The organism is Levilactobacillus lanxiensis (assembly GCF_016861655.1).
In the GTDB taxonomy this organism is placed as follows: domain Bacteria; phylum Bacillota; class Bacilli; order Lactobacillales; family Lactobacillaceae; genus Levilactobacillus; species Levilactobacillus lanxiensis.
On record NZ_BOLN01000002.1, the window covers coordinates 298934 to 322127 of the forward strand.

21 protein-coding genes are annotated in these 23194 nt (G+C 51.8%); 5 read left to right on the plus strand and 16 right to left on the minus strand.

Annotation, left to right across the window (positions count from 1 at the left end; all coding sequences use genetic code 11):
- Window positions 1-172: 172 nt before the first annotated feature.
- Together JUF22_RS03380 and JUF22_RS03385 are read left to right on the plus strand one after the other, a co-directional pair.
- Window positions 173-1627, plus strand: coding sequence for an MDR family MFS transporter (locus tag JUF22_RS03380; protein ID WP_203643291.1), 1455 nt, complete (start codon window positions 173-175; stop codon window positions 1625-1627).
- Window positions 1624-2373, plus strand: coding sequence for a DUF4811 domain-containing protein (locus JUF22_RS03385; RefSeq protein WP_203643293.1), 750 nt, complete (start codon window positions 1624-1626; stop codon window positions 2371-2373). The genes JUF22_RS03380 and JUF22_RS03385 overlap by 4 nt, the downstream gene beginning before the upstream one ends.
- Before the next feature lie 764 nt (window positions 2374-3137).
- Here the strand turns inward: JUF22_RS03385 and JUF22_RS03390 are convergent.
- The 3 genes from JUF22_RS03390 to JUF22_RS03400 form a co-directional block, all read right to left on the minus strand.
- Window positions 3138-4907: a SpaA isopeptide-forming pilin-related protein gene (locus JUF22_RS03390; protein WP_203643296.1), complete on the minus strand. Its 1770-nt coding sequence runs from the start codon at window positions 4905-4907 to the stop codon at window positions 3138-3140.
- Window positions 4908-5196: 289 nt separating this feature from the next.
- On the minus strand, window positions 5197-6390 hold the full coding sequence (locus tag JUF22_RS03395) for an MFS transporter (RefSeq protein ID WP_203643298.1): 1194 nt from the start codon (window positions 6388-6390) through the stop codon (window positions 5197-5199).
- A 229-nt stretch (window positions 6391-6619) separates the two neighbouring features.
- The gene (locus JUF22_RS03400; RefSeq protein ID WP_203643300.1) at window positions 6620-7813 is read right to left on the minus strand and encodes an MFS transporter; all 1194 of its coding nucleotides are present in this window, start codon (window positions 7811-7813) and stop codon (window positions 6620-6622) included.
- 468 nt (window positions 7814-8281) lie between these two features.
- Here JUF22_RS03400 and JUF22_RS03405 point away from each other — a divergent pair, with 468 nt between their 5' ends.
- Window positions 8282-9253 (plus strand): helix-turn-helix domain-containing protein, encoded by a 972-nt coding sequence (locus JUF22_RS03405; protein WP_236000698.1) that lies wholly within the window; start codon window positions 8282-8284, stop codon window positions 9251-9253.
- Between the two features lie 77 nt (window positions 9254-9330).
- On the opposite strand, the gene JUF22_RS03410 is transcribed toward JUF22_RS03405, so the two are convergent.
- The 13 genes from JUF22_RS03410 to JUF22_RS03470 all read right to left on the minus strand — a co-directional run bounded on the left by JUF22_RS03410 (window position 9331) and on the right by JUF22_RS03470 (window position 21960).
- Window positions 9331-10050, minus strand: coding sequence for a DUF4430 domain-containing protein (locus JUF22_RS03410; RefSeq protein WP_203643305.1), 720 nt, complete (start codon window positions 10048-10050; stop codon window positions 9331-9333).
- A 24-nt stretch (window positions 10051-10074) separates the two neighbouring features.
- On the minus strand, window positions 10075-11124 hold the full coding sequence (locus tag JUF22_RS03415; protein ID WP_203643306.1) for a fucose-binding lectin II: 1050 nt from the start codon (window positions 11122-11124) through the stop codon (window positions 10075-10077).
- Between the two features lie 14 nt (window positions 11125-11138).
- Window positions 11139-11777: an ECF transporter S component gene (locus JUF22_RS03420; RefSeq protein ID WP_203643671.1), complete on the minus strand. Its 639-nt coding sequence runs from the start codon at window positions 11775-11777 to the stop codon at window positions 11139-11141.
- Between the two features lie 70 nt (window positions 11778-11847).
- Window positions 11848-13494, minus strand: a complete 1647-nt coding sequence (locus JUF22_RS03425; protein ID WP_203643311.1) for an ABC transporter ATP-binding protein — start codon at window positions 13492-13494, stop codon at window positions 11848-11850.
- The gene (locus tag JUF22_RS03430; protein WP_203643314.1) at window positions 13482-14378 is read right to left on the minus strand and encodes an energy-coupling factor transporter transmembrane component T; all 897 of its coding nucleotides are present in this window, start codon (window positions 14376-14378) and stop codon (window positions 13482-13484) included. The genes JUF22_RS03425 and JUF22_RS03430 overlap by 13 nt, the downstream gene beginning before the upstream one ends.
- A 332-nt stretch (window positions 14379-14710) precedes the next feature.
- Window positions 14711-15349: a TetR/AcrR family transcriptional regulator gene (locus JUF22_RS03435; protein WP_236000699.1), complete on the minus strand. Its 639-nt coding sequence runs from the start codon at window positions 15347-15349 to the stop codon at window positions 14711-14713.
- 332 nt (window positions 15350-15681) lie between these two features.
- Window positions 15682-16896, minus strand: coding sequence for an ABC transporter permease (locus JUF22_RS03440; RefSeq protein ID WP_203643318.1), 1215 nt, complete (start codon window positions 16894-16896; stop codon window positions 15682-15684).
- On the minus strand, window positions 16896-17618 hold the full coding sequence (locus tag JUF22_RS03445; protein WP_203643321.1) for an ABC transporter ATP-binding protein: 723 nt from the start codon (window positions 17616-17618) through the stop codon (window positions 16896-16898). The genes JUF22_RS03440 and JUF22_RS03445 overlap by 1 nt, the downstream gene beginning before the upstream one ends.
- Before the next feature lie 228 nt (window positions 17619-17846).
- Window positions 17847-18173 carry an arsenite efflux transporter metallochaperone ArsD gene (gene arsD / locus JUF22_RS03450; protein WP_203643329.1) on the minus strand — a complete coding sequence of 109 codons (327 nt, stop codon included), beginning with the start codon at window positions 18171-18173 and terminating at the stop codon, window positions 17847-17849.
- A 12-nt stretch (window positions 18174-18185) separates the two neighbouring features.
- Window positions 18186-19913, minus strand: coding sequence for an arsenical pump-driving ATPase (gene arsA, locus JUF22_RS03455; protein ID WP_203643333.1), 1728 nt, complete (start codon window positions 19911-19913; stop codon window positions 18186-18188).
- A 5-nt stretch (window positions 19914-19918) separates the two neighbouring features.
- Complete coding sequence (locus JUF22_RS03460) at window positions 19919-20239, minus strand: ArsR/SmtB family transcription factor (protein WP_203643336.1); 321 nt, start codon at window positions 20237-20239, stop codon at window positions 19919-19921.
- Window positions 20240-20636: 397 nt separating this feature from the next.
- The gene (locus JUF22_RS03465; RefSeq protein WP_203643339.1) at window positions 20637-21335 is read right to left on the minus strand and encodes a type 1 glutamine amidotransferase; all 699 of its coding nucleotides are present in this window, start codon (window positions 21333-21335) and stop codon (window positions 20637-20639) included.
- A gap of 79 nt (window positions 21336-21414) precedes the next feature.
- The gene (locus tag JUF22_RS03470) at window positions 21415-21960 is read right to left on the minus strand and encodes a hypothetical protein (protein ID WP_203643342.1); all 546 of its coding nucleotides are present in this window, start codon (window positions 21958-21960) and stop codon (window positions 21415-21417) included.
- Between the two features lie 237 nt (window positions 21961-22197).
- On the opposite strand from JUF22_RS03470, the gene JUF22_RS03475 reads away from it, so the two are divergent.
- Window positions 22198-22746, plus strand: a complete 549-nt coding sequence (locus JUF22_RS03475) for a DUF1697 domain-containing protein (protein WP_203643344.1) — start codon at window positions 22198-22200, stop codon at window positions 22744-22746.
- The gene (locus JUF22_RS03480; protein WP_203643353.1) at window positions 22739-23149 is read left to right on the plus strand and encodes a peptide deformylase; all 411 of its coding nucleotides are present in this window, start codon (window positions 22739-22741) and stop codon (window positions 23147-23149) included. Before JUF22_RS03475 ends, JUF22_RS03480 begins: the two co-directional genes overlap by 8 nt.
- Window positions 23150-23194: the final 45 nt, after the last annotated feature.

Genomic DNA, 23194 nt, shown 5'->3' on the forward strand with positions numbered 1-23194 from the left:
TTTTGCGTCAGTTAAAAGCTCTTTGGTACCCGTGGCACCACGTACTATTATTATACCCTGAAAAGAATTTTTAATAAACTGTTCTAAGTAGTTTATTTATTTCCTTTAACAGGTTATAATGGTTTTAAAATTTACGGGAACCGGATGATTCCCACCAAAAGAGGCTTTTATCATGACAGATACCAATGGCAAACCTTTTAGCCGCGTGTGGCTAATGGTGACGCTAATGTTCGGGACATTTTGTACGGCCCTGACCACCAACATGCTGGTCACCGCGTACCCCACGTTAATGACCCGCTTCGATATTTCTAGTGCCACCGTTCAGTGGCTGACGACCGGCTTTCTGCTGGTCATGGGGATTATGATTCCCATCAGTGCCTGGCTGATCAACAACTTTAGTTTACGCATCATTTACCTGACCGCCCTGAGCTTTTTCCTGGCCGGACTGGTTATCAGCTATACCGCTAACAGCTTTAACCTGATTTTTCTAGGTCGGCTGATTCAGGCTATCGGTGTGGGAATTACCTTCCCGACCATTCAAACCGTTCTGCTCGTCACCTTTCCCGCCGATAAACGGGGAACGATGATGGGGCTGGGCGGTGTCGTGATTGGCCTCGCACCAGCCTTAGGGCCGACCGTCTCCGGTTGGATTCTCGACAATGCCAGTTGGCGCGACCTGTTCGGCGTCATGATTCCACCGGTCATCTTGGTATTGATCCTGTCGCTGATCTTCGTGCGCCCAGTCATCCCCGTGAAAAAATCCCCCATCGACCTGCTGGCGATTTTATTGTCGACGATTGGATTTGGGAGCCTGCTCTACGGCTTTTCCGAAGTCGGTGAAAATGGCTGGGGCTCGACCAGCGTCATTGCTGGTATCCTGATTGGCCTCTTCTTCATTGGACTTTTCGCCCGTCACGAGTGGCCGCAAGCCCATCCTTTTCTCAATGTCCGCCTGTTAAAAATTCCGTCCTTTACCGTGGCTTCCTTTATCACGGCCCTTTCCAACACCGCCATGATTGGGATTCAAGTGGTCTTACCCATGTACCTGCAACAGGTGCGCGGCCTGACGCCCTTCCACTCTGGGCTAATGATTCTCCCCGGGGCCTTGGTCTATGGTCTGGTCAGCCTGTTGAGTGGCCACCTTTACGACCAAATGGGTGGCCGGCGACTGGCTTTGGTCGGCACGTTCCTATTAACACTGGGAACCCTGCCCTTTGCCTTTCTCACTCGTTCGACGCCGTACAGCTACATCATCTGTGAATACACGATTCTAATGATTGGGGTCGCCATTGTCACGATGCCGCTGACCGCCGCTAGTTCGATTGACTTGCGCGGCCTGCAGCTGAGTCACGGAACCGCCGTCAACAGTACCATGCGGCAGGTCATGACCTCGATGGGGACCGCCATTCTCGGCAGCGTTCTCACCAACGTCACGACCCAACACACGCCGGCGCATGCTTTACTGACCAGCGCACCGCTTGCGTACCAGAACCAGGCCTACGACGCGGCCATGACCGGTTTCCACGCTGCCTTCCTGGTGGCCACGGCCTTTGGCATCATCGATTTCATCTTTGCCTGCTTCGTTAAACGACAGGTCCAGGATCAAGAACAGGAGGCCACCGCATGATTTTAATTTTACTTTTACTCGGGATTCTGTTGTTCATCGGCGGCTTCCTGCTACTACCCACGAAACGCCAACGGTTCGTCGGTGGTGGCCTGGGGTTCATCGTTCTGGTCGGTGCCGCTACCTTAATGATTGGCAACGACAACTGGCACTGGGGGATGCACCAAGTAACGACGACGCGAACAACCAACATCGCGTCCATTTCACCCTCTAAGCAAGTTAACCTCTTAGTTTATCAGCCAATCCGGCAAGCCAAAAAGGAACGGGTTTACGTTTACCGGCTGCCGAATCAGCAAAAACAGCGGCACACCGCGGCCAGCGTAAAGACCCATAATCAACTTAATTATCGCGACGTGTCGCAAGCTAAGTTGCAAACCAAAACCACGCGCTGGCACTATAATAACGCGTTGTGGCGGGGATTATTCTCCTGGACCGGCCAACACCAAACGCTGATCAAGCGCCAAAACACCTTCATTCTGCCACACAGCTGGACCACGCTCAGTGTGCGGCAGGCCAAGTGGTTGTCACAAACGGTCGCCAAGCAGGAAGCAACGGTCAAGTCTAAGACAACGAAGGCCGTCACCGCGGCTGTCATTGCGGCCAAAGAAGCTCAACCTGACCTGACACAACAACAGCTCAAACAGATTCAACAGAAAGCCACGCGCACTGCTCAACAACAAGCGACACAACAAGCTGCCAACGGCTTAGCCCGCCTGTTAAAGCAAGCGCAGCAACAACCAGCAAAATAGAAGAAACCAGAAAACTAACGTCGTCAGCCACCTCCGGCTTCCAGGAATTCCGGCTGCTATGGGGCCCGGCTCCAGCCTGAGGACCGGTCTTCCACCTCGCTTTGAAGGCGCGAAAACCACACGTCTCCAAAGTCGGCCCATGCTGTAAGCTGGCAACCCACCAGCTAACACCATCGACACAGCTACCTCCATCCCTGGAGCCTCCGGTTACGTTGGTTTTCTTCCTGCTTAAATTGTTCTAGTTACCCTAATTTTTTCAGGTTGAACTCTCAAATTTACGTATTTTGTTCACCTCTGACGGTACACCTGGATTATTGCTATTTGATTAACTACTACCACCGGGCAACGACGTTGTTGTCTCACGGGTTATGCGTTAAATCAATATTAGCTACAATGACGATGAAAATGAGTCATTTCTGCACACGTGGACGCCTCTGGTCCCCATGTCAGTGACCAGAGGCGAATCAAGGTAACCAGCTGTGTCGATGGCGTTAGCTGAGGTTTCCCACTCAGCTTAGGCCATGGGACGACCTTTGAGACCGCACTTCAGGCTCAAAGTCGAGGTGGAAGCCCGGTTCTCAGGCTGCAACCGGCCCCACAGCAGGGCACCTTGAATTCGCCGCCGGGAACGAACAGTTACGATAATTTCATCGCCCACAGCGTTCCGACCCATTTTCACCGGCCCGGAGGCGAAAACAAAGACATAACAAAACGACCAGGACAATGGCGTCCTGGTCGTTTTGTGCTACGGTCACTTATCAAAATTAATGCCGCCGCTGACGATCATAGAACCCCAGCAACGTGACAATCAGTAAGGCGAAACCTGCTAAGGTCAAGGCCTGATTGATTGGCCGTTCACCAGTTTGTGGTAACGTGTGGCCGGCGTACTGCGGTGTGCTGCTAGCGTGGTGCAAACTAGTCGTCGCGCTACCAGTTCCGGTTGCAGAGCCATTTCCAGTCGCATTCCCAGCTGGCGACATCGTAGTTCCCGTCGTTGTAGCAGTGCCATTCGCACCACTGCCGCCCGTCACGGGATGCTGCGTGGTCGCTGAAGTTCCTGGCTTGTGCGTGCTGGTTCCCGGTTTCTGTGGCTTTTGTGGTTTCTGAGGACTGGTTGGTTTCTGAGGCTTTTGTGGCTTTTGTGGCTTTTGCGGTTTCTGCGGATTAGTTGGTTGCTGCGGTTCTGTTGGCGTTGTTGGCGGCACAATCGTATTACCGCCACCACCGGTTCCAGGGTTCCCTGGTGTTGTCGTACTACCACCTCCGCCAGGACCAGGATTTGGATTCTCTGGAGTTACAGATCCACCAGGATTTCCTGGATTTGGTTCGCCACCGCCACCAATGTCACCACTGTCTTCCCGTTCATCGACCGCGAAGACCTCAACTGGCGTCGTTTGCCCCGCCACAATAGTAAATGGGATGGGTGTTGGATCTAGCGCAAAGCCGGCTGGTGGCGTCAGTTCAACGAATTCGTAATCACCTGCGGGCAAGTCTGTGTACGCAATTTGTCCTTGCTCATCGGTAGCTAACCGGTCCGCAATGACCGTGCCATCAGTCTTTTGCAACCGATAAATGGCTCCAGGCAATTCCTCTCTGGTTTTATTATCCCGTTTCGTCAGGACAACCTCACCCGTGGCGTTCTGCCCGTTACCACTACCGTTGCCGCCCCAGGCAATCTGCGACCCGACCGTCTTGCCATCCCAGGTGGCCTGGTTGAACCAACTACCACCGGTATTTAAGATGGGTTTGGTTTGGTAGGTCATGTTCACAGCAGAGGTCACGTTATCAAATTTAAACGTCATCTCACGGTCATTATTGGTGACCTCAGGAGTGATCGTGCCGGTCGACGTAAAGCTCCCATCGGCACTATAGTTCCCGGTTTCGGCGTGGACCGACCCCGGGATATAATCCTGGTCGCCGCCCAAGGTGTCGGTCACCACGGTTGAGCCCACGTTCTGACCACCAGGATTAAACGCAATATTCCAGGTCAGCTTAGTCGGCACCCCGTTCTCATCCTTCTCGGCAACCCAACCAATTTTGTTGATGCCCCAGTCGAGGCCGGAGCCGTTATTATTGGTCGTGCCTTTGACGTAAAATTGGAGCTTGCCACCCCGGTTGGTCCCAACACCAGCCAGTACATCATTAAATGTGATGGTCCCGCTGGTTTGACCAGCCTTAATGACAAACGTCCCCACTTCATAACCCGATGAGTCCAGCAGTGGCACTGTCGTATCGTGTTCGGCAACGGACCCGGCTGGTAACTCAACAGTCGCGGTATCGCCCGCGGCAATTGGTGCACCATCCTTGATGCCCCACTCGTACTCGACGGAATAAGTTGTCCATTTGTCCAAGCTACTGCCATTCTGAATGGGTTTGCCATGAACATCGGTAATCGTGGCGTCGCTCCCACTTAACCCGCCTGTGGCGACGGGCATGCCATGGGCGACAACGCCGTCAAAGACTGCTCCCCCGCCAAGGAAGACGGCCAGAGCTATAACGAAGCCCAGCACGACCTGATAGATCTTCCTGCGCATTGCAATCCTCCTCCAATCTAACACATGCTTTCCTAACTTCTTCCTGACTATCCGCAACCTTGCCCTCACTATAGGCCCAACACCGGCTTAGGGGTTAAGTCCTAAATTTAAAAATGGGGGTTAAAAAAGCATTGGCCGCCAACCCGCAGTTTAAAACGCCTTCCCATTGACGCTACCGCCGATTCACCATCCACTCCTGCTGGTGGCACGTCTTTTGCCCGACAAAAAACGCGCAACCACAATGATTGCGCGTTCATGCATTTATATGATTAAGCTAATTTCGTGTTAACTAGTCCGTCTGTTGCTCCAGCTCGGTCTGCCGATGTTGCTTGATCACATGATTCAGCGTTAATGCTAAGACCAAGGAGATGGCGGCATACCCAGCTGCGCCCCAGCTGATGCGGTTCAGGCCAACGACGCCCAGCATCCCGGAAGCCGTGGCTGACCCCAGAGAAATTCCAAAGTTAAAGAAGATGGAATTTAAGGATGATGCCAATACGGCTGATTGCGGGTAGTCTTTCTCAGCAATATTTAAGAAGTGAATCTGAATGGGTGAGTTGAGAATCGTGACGATCAGGCTCATCACTAATAGGATGGCCAGGCCGACAAACTTGTTGCCTAGACCAAATGGCAGGAGGGCTAATAGGATCACGTCCGCCACGTAAAAACGCGGCATGATGCGTAGTCCATTACGTTCCGCCAGCATCCCCGAGAACCGGTTGCTGAGAATGCTCATAATCCCAATCAGGAACAGCAGCCAATTTAAACTGGTCGTGCTAAAGCCTAGCGCGGTCGTCAGCAGTGGCCGAATGTAGGTGTAGTACGCGTACATCGTGGCCGCCGTGAATAGCACGAGCGCGATACCCACGTAGATTCGGCGGTCCTTCAGTAAGACTAATTGGTTCTTCACGCTGCCTTGCACCTGCTCGACCTCGCGTGGCAACAGCCAGCCCAACAGAACACAGGTGATGGCACTGATGACGGAAATCAGGTAAAAGGCGTCGTGCCAGCTATAACTGGTACTGATAGCCGTCCCAATTGGCACCCCAAAGACGGAGGCAATACTGAAGCCGGCAAAGATCCAGGAGACCAGGCTCGCCCGCTTTTCTCGCGGCGCAATTGCACTGGCAAACGTCATGATGAGGGAAATAATCGCCCCCGCGACCACGGCCGTCAGAACTCGTGACAGCAGTAGGACCGGATAGCTCATCGCCAACCCGCTCAACGTATTCCCGATCAAAAAGATCACCATCAGGGTCATTAGCGTCTTGTAGCGACTAAACCGGTTGGTTAAAATCGTGATAAACGGCGTGCTAACGGCATACACCGTCGCAAAGATTGTCACCAAATACCCCACGGTCGCCACCGGAATCTGGTACTCCTTAGCGATGTCGGACAGGACCCCGACCACGATAAATTCGTTGCACCCCAACATGAAGGCAACTAGGACAAACACGATGGCTTGCCAACGATACTTGTTCATTTGCAATTCCTCTGATTTCTTAAACTTGCGAACGGGTCAAAACCGATGTCCGCATACGAATGATTTTCTACTGGTCATCCCCACTTTTCAATTTTGGGGGAAATGACAGTAACTTTATCTTTAACATTACACTATCTCGCCCCAAAATATTAGGGGGACGACTCAGGTAATCCCTTACATTCGCAAATTATTTTTTGAGCATTCTCTAGGCACTCTGAAACCCGATTGTTCAGTCTTCCTTAACCGCGACCCGCTGCCGCTGATGGGCTGCGTTGGCCCGATTTAAAATGACGGCAACAATCAATGACAGAATGGCAAAAACTGTGGCGCCATATCCTAGGCTCAGGAGTCCGCCGCGGACCAGGACAACTGAGGCTGTGGCCGACCCTAGTGAGATACCGATATTAAAGAAAATAGCGTTGAGCGAGGACGCCAGGAGCGTTGCCTGGGGATAGTCTGCCTCCGCCACATCGAGAAAGTGAATCTGAATCGGTGAATTCACCACGGAAATGATGAGGGTCAACACTAAGAAGAGGCCAAAGCCCGTCACCCGATTACTCATCGCAACGGGCAACAATAATAGCAAGATAATATCAACGACATAAAAGCGGGGCATCGTGGTCAACCCATCCCGTTCTGCCACGGTTCCCGACAGCCGGTTGCCCAGGATACTCATGAGGCCCAGCGCAAACAGCAACCAATTTAGCGCTATGGTCCCGAAGCCTAGACCCGTCGTGAGTAGCGGTCGGATGTAGGTGTAATACGCGTACAGAGCCGCGGCGGAGAAGAGAATCAGAATGGCACCCAAATAAATGCGCTTGTCCGTCAACATGACTAGTTGGTCCTTGATGCCACCCGCGGCTTGGGGCAGGTCTCGGGGCAAAATAACCGCCATGACCACACACGTTAGGAGGCTCAGAACGGAAATCAAATGGAAGGCCACGTGCCAGCTGGTTGCGGTACTGATGGCCGTGCCAATCGGTACCCCCACGACGGAGGCAATACTGAAGCCGGCCGCTAGCCAGGAAATCAGCATCGCCCGCTTGTTCCGGGGCGCAATATCGTTGGCAAAGAGAATGATCAACGACTCAATCGCCCCGGCAACCGCCGCCGTCAGCATGCGGGATACCAGGAACCACCCGTAGCTGGTCGCAAAGCCACTCCAAGTATTGCCCACCAAAAAGATGAGCAGCAAGACCATCAGCGTTTTATACCGGTTAAAGCGGTTGCCGAAAATGGTAATCAACGGCGTGCTAATCGCATAGACAATGGCAAAGATGGTCACCAGGTAGCCGGCCGTCGCCACGGTCACGCGCAGTGAACGGGCGATGTCTGAGATGACCCCGACCACCATAAATTCGTTACAGCCCAGCATAAACGCCACGAGCACCAAGGCACTGGCCTGCCAGCGATACTTGTTCATTTTCGTTCCTCCAATCAGAAAAAACTGCTTTCTTTTAGGGTACACTATTTGCGACGCTGTCGTTAGAGAAAATTAAAAGAGCTTCCGCCAGTAAGTTGTTGAAAACTCTGCCTGATTCTATAGGAAACGATAGATACTTTGGGGAATTCCCAGTGAGGTCGCCATCCAGTCTGTGCGCTGTTTTAGTGAGTCTGGGTGGCTGGCTCTTTGAAATAGCACTATTTTGACCCATCGGCTAGTAATATCTTGTCCTTTCATTGAACCCAAGTGATTCATCCGCTACAATTTAAATAGGTGTTAACGGATACATCACTGATTTAATGAAGGATTTGCCATTACTATTAAGAAGGTCTGATTATGTCTAATTCTTCATCAACACAAAAAAATTATAGTAACCTCGCCCATGCTTTGGCAAAATTTACTAGTCTCACGCAAATAAAAGCTCTTTGTTATGACTTTAATGGCATATTGTTAAAAGACGACGCTGTGTTTCTCAATAGTTTAGCTATCAAACAGGCGCTAGCTGACGAGGACCTGACACACTTCGCCATCTTTCCGGTTACCCTGGGCACGCAACTCTGGGGTACCATCATGTGTACCGCCAAGAACGTCTCCTCCAAGCGCTTGTCACTCGCACAAGATTACCTCACCAATGTCCTACGGGAATCCTTCGCCAGCAACACGGATTCTTTTACTATCTGGGATGCGTTAACTGCCCACCAAGTCAAACAGATCAATTATTTCCACAATTTCTTCCCGCTTTCTGAGCCTAACCCGCTAGCCACGCCTTCAAATCCGGCAACCATCAACGGACATCCCATTGCCAACTCTGATGCTTACCACAGTATCAAGCTCGCCATGGCGTATATTCATCGAAACATCCAACAGTCACTCTCCTTAAACGACGTGGCGGAAGCGGCCTACCTCTCCCCGTCATACCTGAGCCGTCTATTTAAAAAATATCTGCATGTTAATTTTGTTGAGTACGTCAATAATCAAAAAATTGCCCTGGCTCAAGAAAAACTGGCCCTGACCCTCACACCCATTAATCAAGTTTCGGCACAATTGGGCTTCTCACAAACCAGCTATTTTACGAAAATATTTAAGCGCAAAACACATCTAACGCCCTCAGAATTTCGACAACACAATCATGCCATCCAAAAAGTTTACACGATTCCCCGTGACCTGGATTGGGATGATTCTGCCTCCATCTACGACGTCACTAAAAATTATTTTGAACGCCATGAAATTAACTACCAAACAGATGCTGACGACGATGGCGCAACTTATTTAACCCGCATCGGCAATTTAGCTGATAAAGAAGACTCACAAGGCTGGGTCTACACCGTCGATGGCCAGCAGCCTGTACAATCTGCTAATGAAGTAAACGCACAAAACAAATCCGTAATTCAATGGGTTTACATGAATTACGCTAATTAACTATAGCAAAAAGCTCAGCCGAAATGGCTGAGCTTTTTCTTATTATAACGATTGATTCACTTGCTACCAAGGTAATCTTAGTAGCCCTTAGTCGTAAAGTACCAGTGAACCTTATCGCCATTCTTAATTGCTTTTTTGTTGGCAGCCTTGTCAATAAACTTACCATTGACGCGGTACTTCCAACCACTACCGACCTTGACGTCGTTTTGTGCTAAACCATTCACACTGCTGACAAAGACGACGGCACCATTTTGGTAAACCAGTTTCAGTTTGGAGGACTGGAGCACGGTAAATGCATTTGATTGACTGTTAATGGTGACATCACCGTCAAAGAAGGTCTTCTTATAGCCAGTGACCACTAAATGGGCCTTCTTGGCTGTCTGCGTCTTCTTTGCGGCTTTCTTAGTTGCGGCTGCGTGATGCGTCGTGGTTGTTGCGGCCTTCGACTTAGTTGCCTGCCGATGAGTAGTCGCCGAACCGGTATTGGCGGCTGAGCTCGATTTTGTACCGGCTGTTTGGCTAGCTTGATGGCTCGTGGTTGCGGCTGAGCTGACATTAGATACGTGACGCTTGGTTGCGGCTTTCTTCGACGACGAACTTGCCCGTTTGTGGTGCGCCTTCTTGGCTACTGAACTGCTGGCCTTGCTGGCAGATTGGGCAGACGAGGAACTACTCGTCGCAACCGTATCCGGTGCCGAGGTCGCCTGACTCTGATGACTTTGTTGTAGCGCGAGCGCGCCGCCAATCACCAAAATCGTGACGACGACCGCCGCGATGATCCATCTTGTCTTCTTCATGTTGACTACTCCTTATTCCAACGCTTATTTGAACGTGTAAACTAGCTTCTTGCTGTAGTTCCCGTTGTTGGCAGCCGTTGCAGCTAAGCTAACTTGACCGTAAGCCAAGACCATGCTGTAAGCATCCTTCACGGAACCATCAGCCTTAACGTAACTGAACATCGTCTTCAATGGCGTTGCGGTTTGACCCTTCTTAAGCGCCGTCTTGTTCACAAACTTGAAGGACGTCTTGGTAGTTGATAAGGCTAAGATCCCTTCGGCAGTTGAGTTGGCGTTAGGATTTTGCTTGCCCTGGTACGTGTAACCAAAGGCCCCACTCTTGTAGATGTTCTTCTTCAGGTAGCTGCGACCAGCAATTTCGGCCTTGGTAACGGTTTTGTTGGTGCTCTTACCCATCATCAAAGCATTTACAGCAGCGGCAGTGGTATCGCTGTCGACACTAGCAACGGTGTTGTTGTAAGCCCACCCCTTGTTGGATTGTTGGCTCTTAGCAATCTTCAAGCTCAAAGAAGACTTGGAGAACTTCGCCTTGCTAGGCTTCTTGAAGGTCTTGTTTGAGGAAACGGCAACCAGTGCTTGGCTTTGGACGTTAACCGTTTGCTTGCTCATGGATTGCTTGTACAACGTGTTGACCAGGTTCAAGCTCTTCTTAGAGCCGGCTGGCGTGTACTTGGTTGGGTTAACCCCAATTGCTTGCAGGCCGATGATGGCCGTGGCCAACGTTGCGGGATCACTCTTGCTGGACACAATCAGGTTCTTCTTAACCAGTTTCTTGTTAGCCTTGGTAAATTTGTAACCTTGCTTCTTCAAGCCTAACAGGAAGTCGGAGTAACCGGAAGCGGCACCCGTCGTCTTGAAATCGGTCTTGCTAAAGATCTTGGCAGTGCCGTTCACACCGTCTTTATTTTGTTTCATCATCTTTTTGGCATATGTATACATCGCCTTGTTTTTGCTCTTTTGGGAGCTCTTGGAAGCGACTTTGATGCTAGCGGCATTAACATCCATAACGGGTACAACTGCCCCTAAAGCCATTACGGCGGTCAATGAAGCTGTGATTAACTTATTATTCAACATAAAACTATCCCCTTTTATAAAATATTGTACTTGGTAATCAAACGATCCATAAGCTTACGCCATGGTTGATACAGAAGCAGTAAACTAATCCCGTTCGTTGCGGCATGCATAGCATCAAACATGAGACTGGCTGCAAACGACAGGAAGAAACTGGCGGGACGTAATGGCCGAACGTAGGCCAACGCGTACCAAAGATCCATGATCCAGCCGAACCAGAGGCCCCACAGAGTTCCCCAGATGACCATCACCCAAAGATTATTCTTCAACTGGGTGCGGCCGAGGAGTCCTGTGGTCAGTCCCATGAGCCCCCAGGCTAGCATTTGCCAAGGGGTCCACGGTCCCTGTCCCAGGAACAGGTTGGAGACCAACGCCATCATCGACCCAGAAACGAAGCCGAGCTCCGGTCCCAGGCTGACGGCACTGACGATGACCACAAAACTAGTCAGCTGCACGTTGGGAATTGCGGCTAAGGGCACGCGCCCCATGACGCCTAGGGCCACAATGACCGCTAAAAAGACTAACAATCGCGTACCCATTTGCCGTTTCTCAAAGTGCCAGTAGGCTGGCAATAAGCTGACGGCCAGACAAGCAAAACTAAAAATCACAAAATGATGTCCCTTTAACAGGAGCATCCCCGCTAACAGAACCAGGATTAAGCCCACCGGCACAACCAAATTCCAATTGTTTTTCCACCATCCACGCTGTACGATTTTTCTCACCTCCTTAATCGGTTATCTGTGTGACGTCTTGACTAAACAAGGCGGTTGGGACCTGTTGCCGAAGCAGCCGGTTGACAGCGGTCGTGGACAAGAAGTTTTCCGTGAAGAACTGCCGCGTTGGTTGCGGTTCGGTCAGACACCCGTTAAACATGAATGTGCAGGTGTCCGCAAATTCCGCACAAAAGTCCATGTCGTGGCTGGCCATGATCAGCGTTAGCCCGGCTTGATGCTTCGCTTGCAAGATACGCCCAACCAGCAATTTCGTCGCCGGATCCAAGCCCTTGGTCGGTTCGTCCAACAGCAGGACTTGTGGCCGCGTAATCAGTGCCAAGGCTAAGCCGAGAAGCTGTTGCTGGCCACCACTGAGGTCGAACGCATTCTGCTCGGCCACCGCCTGCAATTTAAATGTTTCCAACGCGCTTTGCACACGTTCGGTCACGTCACCGGATGCCAGCTTGGCTTGGGCCGTTAGCTCCTCGGTGACCGTGTCGCCGTTGAACTGCTCCGTCGGGTTCTGCGACAAATAACTAAGCTGCCGCAGTCGGTCGCGATTCTTCATCTTCCAAATAATCTGATGATTCAAGCGAACCTTACCATGTTGCGGTTTGCGGAGGCCCGCTAACACTGTTAATAGCGTCGACTTGCCGGACCCATTTTTACCGATGATGGCTAGCCAACTCGCTGGCGTCACGGTCAGGTCGAGTTGATGCAAAATGTCACCAGTTGTCGGATACCGTAAGGACACGTGTTGAACTTCAAAGTGCCAGTCGGCCGGTCGCTTGATGGACTCGGGTTCCACTAACGGTGCCGCCTTAAACCGCCAGCCCCGCTGGGTGATCAGCCGCCGACCAGCCGTCACGGTCAACGGCAAGGGCGTCGCATCCAAGTGGTGGGCCAGGAAAAACTGGGGCACGGCCGGGACAAACGGTTGAAGCTTGGGGGCCGCCTGCATGCGCCGCAGACCGGTCGAGACATCCCCGTCGTATGTAAGATGCCCATCCTCTAGGAGCACCAGCCGGTTGGCTAGGGCCAACACCCGATTCAACCGGTGCTCCGTCAGGACGATGGTAATCGCGAGTTCATCGTGCACCTGCTGTAAAATGTTCAAAAAGTTTTGCGCCGTCGTCGGATCTAACTGGGCGGTGGGTTCATCCAGCAGAATCACCTGGGGCTTCAGTGCTAAGACTGAGGCTAAATTCACTAGCTGGAGTTGCCCACCTGAAAGGTCCTGAATCGGCATGTGGAGAAACTGATTTAGCCCTAAGAAGTTGGAGACCTCAGCGATGCGACTATTCATCTCAGCCGTTGAATAGCCCAAGTTTTCTAAAGGGAACGCCAGCTCCTCAATCACCGTGGCCATGATGGGTTGGACTTGCGGGTCTTGGGCGACGTAGCCCAGCTGCTGGGCACTGACGTTACTGGTGAGTTCGGCCACCGGCGTTCCCTGATACAGCACATCGCCGCGCTGTTCGCCAGCTGGCTTGAGCTCCGTTTTCAATTGTTTCAGTAAGGTGGTCTTGCCACTCCCGGTTGCCCCCACGATGGTGACGAACTCACCGGCAGCGATTTTCAGGGAGATGTCCACCAGCATCGGCTGGGTCTGCCCCGCATATGTAAATGATAAATTCGAACAGGAAATCAATTCTCGCATAACTTGTATCCCCCCTCACCGACTAATGGTAATCCCACAAACGCTAGCAATGGGAGGAGTAACCAACCATCATGACTGCCCAAAATGGTAAACCGAGTCACATCGCCGGTCCAGCCCCATCCTTGAAAACGGAGGATTATGGTTAGGCTGAAAATAACCAGGCTACCAACAATAAACCAGCCGTCCATGGTCTGCCAACGAAACGTTTGATAGTGACTGCGTTTCTTGGCGCCAAATCCGCGGGCTTCCATTAAGACCGCCGTTTCCATGGCTGACGAAACGGAATCAATCAATAGGATGCGTAGTAGCCGGCCCGTTTTCTGCAACCGTTCGCGCCAGCTACCCTCACTCAATACCACGTTACGGGTCTTCTGGAGCATCAGTAACCGTCGAAACTTTTGGGTAAACAGATTGACCATCCGCAACGAAATCGTCAGGAGCATTGCCAAGCGCGGAACCACCGGAAACAGGAGGTAACTCAACTTAGGTGTGGTAATCACGCCATTAAACAGGACGAATGCTAAAATCATGCCACCCAACGACAGGGCCATGGTCACCCCATACAGCGTCGCGGTCTGCGTGATGCGAAAGGTCCAGCTGCCTAACTGCCATGACCACAACGTTTTGGTGCCGGTCTGATTTAAAATCACGTTAAAGACAAAGATCATCAGCATCAGTGAGCCGACACCCTTTAACGTCCCCCAAACCTTTTGGCGACTGAAGTACCAACTACATAAGACGGCTAACCCGACAAACAAAACGCCTGTCACTAATAAATGGTTAAACACCAGTAAGAGGACAAAAAGCTCAACAAAATAAATTGTCGCCGTCAGAGGATGCAAGCGACTAAAAAAATTCAATTCGTCAAAGATCCCGACTCTCATGTTTTCTCCCACCCATTCGTTATGAAACCGTTTTCCAGTATTCTATGATAGCATCTCAGTTATTTCACAATCCCCAATATCTTGTTAAGGTTATCCTTTTTAATACTACGAGTTGTGTTATATTGCAATTTTTATCTTTTCTTGTCACTACTGGGTGAAATTATACCAGTAATCCAGTTTCTCTGTTTAGACAGGTCGGGCCAACTGCTCCCTTGACGACCTCAGCGCACCCGCCCGGTCGCCTTTTCACCAAGCCACTTTTATTTTGGGCGACACACAAAAAGCCAGTACTTCTCCGCTATTACGCGTGAAATACTGACTTCTGATTAAGGTTATTTTGCAATGGTGCGTACGATTTGCTCACTGATCAGCTGCAGGTCTCGCTGCTTATCGCCCATAATACTGGGAACAAAATTGGACTCGATGATGAAGCCCATCAATTGACCCGCAATGATGCGGATGATTCCTGGCGCATCGATGTCGTCACGTAGCTCACCCGTCTCACGAAACATCTTCAAAAGTTCTGCCAGGAAATTAAAGTCATCGGCCGCCAGCAATTTGCCAAATAAGTCGCGCATTTCCTGACTGGTCATCATTTCCATGACCAAGATTTTAACCGCTTCTTTATTGCCCATGATGAACGCATATCGGTCGTGTACCATGAAGCTCACCATCTCTGGCAAGGTCTCACAGGCGCGGATACCACTGAAAAATTCATCCCGATAATGGGGAAAGAAGTTTTCCATGACGGGTTCCACGATGGCCAACAGGAGATCCTGTTTCGTGTGAAAATACTTGAAGATGGTGGCCTGGCTGATGCCCGCCTTTTCCGCTACCTGAACGGTCGAGGTGCCATCGAAGCCCTGCTCCGAGAAGAGCGCCAGCGCAGCCACCAGCGCAGATTTCTTACCCTTTGGCATCTTTTCGTGGTCTAGCCATTGGCGGTAACTACTAAATACATCTGGTTCCACACCCTTCACCCTTTCTAACTCTTTGTCGTTGCTTGTGCCTCCGGGTGCGTGAAAATAGGCCGTGACGCTGTGGGCGGACGCCCGGAGCCTTAGTGCGGTCTCCGGACTTACTTTGAGCCGCTGTGCGTCTCAAAGATACCAATTCCATAAGCGGCATAGCCACTAAGGGAATTCCCACGGCTGAGCCTATTTTCACCCACCCTGCGGCTTTACGTCTGTTTAGGTCGTTAGAACGGGCTCGCTACTGGTTTAATCCGTCCTCAACTCATTGTTAGTTACGATCTATATCCAATTCATTATACGCGATTCGTAGCCTAATCTCTCGTACTTTCCTAAACTTTCCGGTACCGCTTCATACCGATAATGTTCAAGAACGTCAGCACAACCAGGAAGACCAACAAGACCAGAATGTTCCAGCCTTCGTCAAAGATGGACGTCCCCCGCATGATGATATCGCTAACGGCATCACCGGAATATTTCAATGGGATGATGTAGGAAATGCCTTTGACCCAATCGGCCATGGAGTCCAGCGGAATGATTCCGGAGAAGAAAATCTGCGGAATGACGACCAGCGGAATGAATTGCATCATTTGGAACTCGGAGTTGGCAAACGTTGAGAGCAGAATCCCAAAGGCCAAGGCGACCAGTGCAAGAATCAGGTTGATCACAACCACACTGACCATGTTGCCGACCACTTCCATGCCAAGCAACCAAACCGTAACCAACACGATGAGCACCGTTTGAATCACGGCCAGAATGCCATAACTCAACATGTAGCCGAAGACGATGGACGACCGCTTAACTGGGGTTGCCAGCAACCGATCCAGGGTACCCGTCGTCCGTTCCTTTAACAGCGCCATCCCGGAAATCAGGAAGACGAAGAAGAACACGAAGAAGCCCATTAAGATTGGTAACATTTTGGCAAAGTAACCGGTATCCTTATCCCCATAAACGTAGTGATTGGTAATCTTCGGCGTCTTTTGACTGGTACTCTTGGTAGCCGTCGTCGTTGACTTGGCCTTAGTCGCTGCGGCCTGCTTGGCGGCTGCGGCATTCCCTGTCGCGGCCGTGGTACTAGCCGCCTGTTGCTTTTGCATGACCATCAGCTGAGCTTGGAGCTTGGCCATCCCAGTCGTGCTCTTTTTCAGCGCCGACTTTAATTGGTCAATGCTGGTGGCCGTCACGGCGTTCTTGAATGCCATCTTAACCGCCGCCGTCTTACTGGAGTCGGTGTTGGCGTAAGTCAGATCATAGTTGTTGCCATTTTTCTTGATGATGGCATCAATTTTTTCGTCCTGCAACGCCTGCTTAGCATCCGCCTTGGTGTCGTAGGTCTTCACGTCAACGTGCTTGATGTCGCCCATTTCCTGATTTAATTTCCGAGTGACGGCAACGGTCCCCACGTTCACGTCCGTGGTTGAGTTCGTGTTAAAGATCACACTCATTAGCAACATGATTAAAATGGGGGCGACAAACATTAACGCTAACGTTCGCTTATCGCGGATGAGTTCCTTCAGCACCCGATTCATAATCGCAATTGTTCTCATTATTCAACACCCTCCGCCTTTAAGAAAACGTCCTCAATCGTGTCCACGCCGTACTGTTGCTTCAATACTGCGGGCTTATCAAATGCCATGACCTTGCCGCCTAGCAACAGGGCCACGCGGTCGGTCAGTTCTGCTTCGTCCATCACGTGGGTCGTAATCAGAATGGCCCGCCCCGCATCACGAATCTTCCCCAACTCTGTCCAAATTTGACGCCGGAGAGCCGGGTCAATACCGACCGTGGGTTCATCTAAAATTAAGAGTTCCGGATTGCCCAGCAGCGCGATGGCCAATGACAACCGCCGCTTCATCCCCCCGGAATAACCGGCGACGCGCTTTTTCAGGTCGGCCGTCAAATCAACAACGCCAGCGGCATGGGCAATCTCTGCGGCCATTTTGGCCTTTGCAATGCCCTTCATCACGCCGAAAAATTTTAAATTCTCTTCCCCGGACAGGTCGTCGTACAACGCATCCGTTTGGGCCATGTACCCCATCCGGCCAAGCAATTTGCGGTCGGGCATGACAGTGTCAAAAACTTTGGCGGACCCGCCGTTAGCAACTTCCATCCCCAAGGCCACCTTGATGACCGTCGACTTCCCAGCCCCGGATGGTCCAATCAACCCGACGATTTCACCAGCGTTAACGGTTAAATTAATGTCCTTCAAGACGGTCTGGTCACCGAATTTTTTGGCCAAATGGGCTAAATCAATCATTGCTTGTGCCATAATAATGCCTCCCAAAACAAATTTTATGATAGGTGAGTGATTAATCACTTACTCAATAAGGTGAGTATATACTCACCTCTGATTTTTGTCAATAACTCTTGGAAAAATTCTATCATTTTGACAGGACACTCTGACCGCTATCCCGTGTCTCCCTAGCGATTTAGCTAATTGTGGGCAGCAAAAAAGTGGTCAACTTTCATCGTCGACCACCCATCTAAATTAGCTCAGTTAACGAACCTCGTCTCGCAGCGTCAGACCACTATAGTCTTCCATCTCCGCCGTTGTCGGGTAACCGCCCAGCTTCATGACTTTCTCACCCACGATGGTCACGGGTAAGACTTCAATGCCGTAATCCGCAATCAACTTGGCAACCTGCTTTTCCCGCACAAACGCCTGTGGGTTCTGGGCCAGATTCCGCCGCAAGACCCGGACATTCTCGCTGTGATTGATGAGCTTGGTCTGCGCAGTCAACCGAATCAAATCTGGATTGACGCTGGGGCCACAAACCCCGGTCGGACAGCAAAGCGCTTCTTCATAAATATTGATTTTTTTCATTTCGCTTATCTCCTAACTTTTCACTGGCTGGAGTCGTTGGGTTTCAAAATTGGCTTGCACGCCGACCACCGCAAAGTGATCAGCCGCGGCCGTGGCGACCCGGTCAATCCACGGTTGCTCATTTTGCGCTCGGACTTGGAGGAACGGACTCAATTTGCCGTTGGTTCCGAGCAAGCTCTGGTTGACGACCCACCAGGTGTGGGCAATCTTTGCACGGTCTAAGTCCCGTTGCAGCCGGAGCGTTTCGTACACCGGCGTGGCCTCTGGCAAGGTCACCATGATGGTTTCCGTCTGCTGAGGGTCCTGTAACCGGGGCAATAACCGTGTGACCGCGGCGGGAACGGTCCCCGTCGTGCGTTTGACCTCGGCCGCGTAGCTCTCCGTCGAGGACAGCAGGAGCAGCGTGTGCCCGGTTGGCGCGGTATCGATGACCAGCACGTCGCTGTCGTCTTCGTCCACAATTTTGGCAAAGGCCTCGAACGTCGCAATTTCTTGGGTGCACGGCGACTTCAGGTCCTCCATCACGTAATCAACGTCCTCGCTACCCATGTCCTGTTTGACCTGGGCAATCACGGTTTCCTGATAGTCCTTGAGCACCTGTTGCTCATCGATGTGGCTGACCTGAATCGCCGAATCTAACTGAAACCAGCTCAGGTGATCCGCGGGGTCGGTCGTGGTCAAATGCACGCGTTTGCCTTGGCGGGCTAATTGCTGGGCGACCTGAACGGCGATGGTCGTTTTGCCCACGCCACCCTTACCCATGGTAAAAATGATGCGCTGATTCTGTAACGCTTGCACGACGCGGTCCAATCCTGGATAATCGGTTGCCGCTGGTGCTTCCTGGGTCAATGCCGGTTGCTCATCCGCTAGTAACTGGCGCAGTTGGGGCACGCCACTCACGTTGTAAGCACGTAGGGGCACCTGCCAAGCGACGGGCAAAATATTGAACGGAATCGCCGCCAGGTCGGCCTGTTGCTGCTGATAAAGTTCTGGCGCCGCGGCCTGCTGGTCGGCTGGCAGGACCCCGTTGATCACCAGTTGGTGATGCGTGATTCCCAATTTGGCCAGCTCCGTCACCGTCCGACTGGCTTCCTGAAGCGTTGCCCGTTGCGGCCGTGCCACTAGGACTAGCGTTGTCTGATGCCCATCCGCCAACACCTGAGTGGCCTGGTGGTAGCGTTCCTTCTCCTCGCCTAGCCCAGACAATTGGCCCAGGCAACTCGTACCCAATTTATTCTCGTCGAGGTACTGACTCCACGCGGCGGGCAGCTGCAGCATTCGCAACGTGTGGCCGGTCGGCGCGGTATCAAAGAACACGTAATCATAGGTCTCATTAACGGTTTGATTCGTCAACATATTCGCGAACTCATTGAAGGCGGCCACCTCGACCGTGCAGGACCCGGAGAGCTGTTCGGCCATGTTGGTCAGTGCCGCTTCCGGTAAGATATTCCGGTACGGGCCAATCACGCTTTCCCGGTACGCCGCGGCGGCTTCGGTCGGATTGAAGTTGGCCACGTCCAGATTGGGCACGGTCGCCACCGGCTGAAGCTGGTTGGTCAGGTCGCCGGGAAAAATGTCCTGGAGATTGCTGGCCGGGTCGGTGCTGATCAGCGCCACGCGTTTGCCCTGGTCCGCCAACTGAACGGCCGAGCTGGCCGCAATCGTGGTCTTGCCGACGCCCCCCTTGCCGGTGAAAAAGAGGTACTTGGTCAAATCAAGTTGATCTTGAACGTTTACCATGGCACTCATCCTTCCTTAGTCGTTGCCGGTTCCAGCTCACAAACGCAGCGCTGGTCGCTGGACAGGAGCGTGGTGGTCTGTTGGAAAAAGGCCGCCGCAAAATCCTCGCTGAGCGTGTAATGCTTCCATTTGCCTTCTTTATAGCTGGTCACGATGCCCGCATCTGCCAACACCCGCATGTGGTGTGACAGGGTCGGCTGCGTGAAGTCGAAGTGGTCCAAAATATCACACGCACACAGCGTGCCCTGCGAAAGTAACCCGATAATTTTTAAACGGTTCTCATCGGCCATCGCCTTTAGCGCGGCCACGTAATCTGCATCATCCATTTGCTCGCCTCCCTATTCGCTCCTCTGAATGTTGGAAATCACTAGTCGTTGTCAGTCGTTCCCGACGGTGGGACAAGTCGGCCTGCTATGGGGACCGGCTGAGAAAGGACCTCAGCCAATACCGCCGACACAGCTGGCCAAATTGGCCCACCTCTGGTCACTGACATAGACGGGTGCCTTCAACATCCAGTCACCGAATCCTTAATTGTCTTACCAATATCTCTGTTAGTTCAGAGTTCATATTGACGTTTGTCTATATGATTATGATAGCGCTTTCACAAGAACTCGACAAGGACTCACCCTCGCTATCTTACAAACTGTCCTCTAACCCGTCACAAACCAAAAACACCCGCGCCGATAAAACGTTCGGTAGCGGGTGTTCACTCAACTATATTGTTTAGGTCAGCTGACCGTTGTCATCAGCCGAAACGTGCTTACTAATAAAATCTAGCAAACGGAAGGTCAACGCCTCCATCTCAACGGATTCCTCATGATCAAGGATTTCTTGTGGTGTCTGCTGCAAGACGGACCCGGCCGCGTAATCGCCATCGTTGACTACCATCTCGCGCACGTTGTTGGGCTGCGGTTCGATGTGAAACTGTAGGCCAATCACGTTGTCGCCTAGCAAGAAGCCCTGATTCCGCAGGTGCTGGCTGGAGAATAACAGCTGGGCGCCCTGGGGAATCTCAAACATCTCCTCGTGCCAATGTAAGACTTCCAGGCTGGCGGGAAGTCCGGCGATTGCCGTGCTTTGCCGCGTGACCGGGGCCCAGCCCACTTCCTTGGCCGGGGCCTTTTTCACCGGATAGCCGAGCAGCTTCGTAATCTGTTGGGCACCAAAGCACACGCCAAAGATTGGCTTGTGAGCGGCTAACAGTTTCTGAATCAACGCGCGTTCCGCCTTGATCCAGGGGTAGTCGTCATTGGGACTCATCGGTCCCCCTAAAATTACCAACAGGTCCGTCTCCGCCGCGGTCGGTAATTTGCCATACACGGCTGGATGATAGACAAAAAGCTCATGGCGGTTGGCGTTGGCCCAACTCGTAATGGCACCGGGGCCCTCGTCGGCCACATGCTGTAACACATTGATACGCATGAAAATCCCTCCTACAGTTGTCCGAACACTAGACACAGGATTGATTGGCCAGACCTTGACGCCCCGCTAGTTCTTGCAGTTAAACATTCATGGGATAGTAAACTTCGTTGCTAAAGTACCGCGGTCCCCGTTGCTTGGCGAGTTGCTTCGTCCGGTAGTAGTGTGCGCTGGTCCAGATGCCGGCACCGCCAGCCTGACTCAGGACGCTGATTTTCTTGCCATGATAGGTCTTGGTCATCACTTTGTAGAAATCGCCATCCCCCATGATTTGATTCCAGCCACGAACGTTGATCCATTGCGCTTGGTGCGCCTTTTTGTTCGTGACCGTACTCCAGGAATAGTGTTTCTTAAATTTCTTCGCGCTTAACTTGTGATGGTGAATGTGGGCCACATACTTGGCCCCCTGCCCATCGTAGTACGTCAGGCCAGAGATTCGCTTGGCACTAAACGTCAGCGTGTCCATCTTGCCATGTTCGTAGTGGTACCACGTGTGCCGGTAACGTTGCGGCACCGCTTTCAAAGTTGTCTTGGTTTTCGCCTGTGCCGTCACCGGTGTCCCCAGTGACACGCCCCCGACAGCCAACAACGTCACAGCGGTCGCAACCGCCAGCATCATCTTTTTCATGTGTAAATCCTCCCCGAAATAAGAGTGGGTCTGGCCCGTCTCTATCCCCTTAATTATACGCTTCTGGGTGGTTTTTCAGCCGATAAAATCTGGTGAAATTGAATTTGTAACAATTAAAAGAAAGAGCCATCGGTTTCTTCGTCCGTTCACGGCTAAGTTCCCATAAGCCATCCTAAATGTGTGCCCCCAATCATGCTATAATAAAACCGACTTCAACGTTTAGAAGGGACTGACCCCATGGACTACCTACTTCTCCTGCGCGGCATCAACGTTGGCGGTAACCATCGCGTGCCAATGGCGGATTTACGCGATTACCTGACAGCCGCTGGCTTTACCCATGTGCGCTCATATATCAATAGCGGCAACCTTTTGGTCACTAGCGACCAGCCGCAAGTCGACTGCGAAATCACCATTCAGCACGTGCTCACCAGTCATTTTGACTTTCCCCTCCCGTTTCGCCTGTTAGCCCAGCCGGAATTTCTCACCGACCTCGCCCAAGCTCCCGCGTGGTGGGGCGCCGACGACCAGCTCCGGCACAACGCGCTCTTCAAACTAAATGACTACGCCAACGCCAATGACACCTGGCTGGTCGACCACGTCACCGCGGACTACGACCAGGTGGTGGTCACGCCTAACGTGATTTTCTGGACGTCGACGCTCAAGCACCACTTTAGTCGCTCCTTCTATTCCAAGATTATGGGCACGCCGCTTTACCAGCAGACCAGTACCCGCAACTACAACACGACCATGAAACTCAAACAACTTTTGGAGGCTTCCCATGATTAGACCCGTTGTTCACGACCAAACTCGTTTAGCACAAAAGAGCCGGCCCGCCACCAAGGCCGACGCCGCAACCGTTACCGACTTACTCGACACCCTCAAAGCCAACAGTGAAAACTGCGTGGGGATGGCCGCCAACATGATTGGCGTTAACCTACGCATCATCGTGGTCGATATGGGGATTTTGCCCGTCGCCATGATCAATCCGGTCATCACCAAGCAGGCCGGCCCGTTTCAAACCACTGAGGGCTGCCTCTCACTGACCGGCGAGCGGCCAACGAAACGGTTTAAGACGATTGAAGTTGACTTCCTCAATCAGGCCTACCAGAAACAGCATCAGACGTTCACTGGTTTTGTGGCACAAATTATTCAACACGAAGTCGATCACTGTAACGGCATTATTATCTAGCAACCTAATTTTCTGTAAAAAAATAACTCGGAGAAATCACTGACG